At 75.2% G+C, this 1,377-nt stretch carries 2 protein-coding genes; one reads left to right on the top strand and one right to left on the bottom strand.

Annotated elements, in window-relative coordinates; translation table 11 throughout:
- Nucleotides 1-101: 101 nt before the first annotated feature.
- Nucleotides 102-980 (bottom strand): alpha/beta hydrolase, encoded by an 879-nt coding sequence (locus AB0I76_RS29920; RefSeq protein WP_357042484.1) that lies wholly within the window; start codon nucleotides 978-980, stop codon nucleotides 102-104.
- A gap of 107 nt (nucleotides 981-1,087) precedes the next feature.
- Here AB0I76_RS29920 and AB0I76_RS29915 point away from each other — a divergent pair.
- Nucleotides 1,088-1,377 (top strand): winged helix-turn-helix domain-containing protein (locus AB0I76_RS29915; RefSeq protein ID WP_357042480.1); only part of this gene is annotated, 290 nt, incomplete at its 3' end.

Here is a 1,377-nt window from a genome sequence, read left to right as displayed (position 1 = left end):
GGGGGGGCCGACCGCGCGCGCTACGCCGGTAACAGGCGCTCCCGGCCCCGCCCCCCACCGTGGGGCGCGGGGCGCCCCCGGGGCCGGAGCCCCCCGACCGCTCATCGGGTCAGGAGGTCACGCAGCGCCTTGACGACCTCGGCGGGCGCCTCCTCGGCCATGAAGTGACCGCAGGAGACGGTGGTGTGCCGCAGGTCCGGCGCCCAGGCCCGCCAGAGGGCGGCGGCGTCGAAGCCGAGGGCGGCTCCCCAGTTTTGCTGCAGGACGGTCACCGGCATGCGCAACTGGTTACCGGCGGCCCGGTCGGCGCGGTCGTGCTCCACGTCGATCCCGGCGGACGCGCGGTAGTCCGCGACGATGGACGGGACCGCGTTCCGGGACGCCGCCAGGTACGCCGCCCGCACGTCGGCGGGGATGGCGTCCGGGTCCCGGGTCCAGAGGTCGAGGAAGTAGCCGAAGAAGGCGTCCGGGCTGGCGGCGATGAGCTGCTCGGGCAGGCCGGCCGGTTGGGCCATCAGGTAGAGGTGGAAGGCGACGGCCGCCGAGGTGCCGTGCAGGACGTCCCACATGTCGAGGGTGGGCAGGACGTCGAGCGAGGCGAGGTGGGTGACCGTGCCGGGGTGGTCCAGGCCCGCGCGGATGGCGACCAGGGCACCCCGGTCGTGGCCGGCGAGGGCGAAGCGCTCGTGACCCAGGGCGCGGGCGAGCGCCACCACGTCGGCGGCCATGGTCCGCTTCGCGTACGCGGTGCCGTCGACGTCGACGGGCTTGTCGCTGTCGCCGTAGCCGCGCAGGTCCGGACAGATCACCGTGTGGTCGGCGGCGAGGTCGGCGGCGACGTGCCGCCACATGAGGTGGGTCTGCGGGAAGCCGTGCAGCAGCACCACGGGGCTGCCCGAGCCGGCGACGGCCGCGTTCAGCGTGACGCCGTCGGCGACGGTGATCCGGTGGTGGTCGAATCCGTTGATCGTGGGGTTCACGGGGAACCTTCCTGCTCGTCGTGGGTGTTCGAGGTCGAGCCTGCCCGGGGGCGATGAGCAACGGATCAGCGCCGGATGAGCGCCGGCGCGCTGCCTAGAGTGGTGCCATGACCTGGCGGGCGGGGGCACCGGCGGTGACCTTCGGTGTGCTGGGTCCGGTGGAGGCGGTCGGTGACCGGGGTCCGGTACCGCTGGGCGGCCCGCGTCACCGCGCCGTGCTGGCCCGCCTGGTGGTCGCCCGGGGGCGGGTCGTGCCCGTGGACCGGCTCGTCGACGATCTCTGGGAGACGCCGTCGGACGGCGCGGTGGCGGCGATCCGCACCTTCGTGGCGGACCTGCGCCGGGCGCTGGAGCCCGAGCGTCCGCCGCGCCGACCGGCCCGGCTGCTGGTGACGGC

The organism is Micromonospora sp. NPDC049799 (genome assembly GCF_040656655.1).
Lineage (GTDB): Bacteria > Actinomycetota > Actinomycetes > Mycobacteriales > Micromonosporaceae > Micromonospora.
Note: the sequence above shows the minus strand (reverse complement) of the source record. Positions and strands in the feature narration are given on the sequence as shown.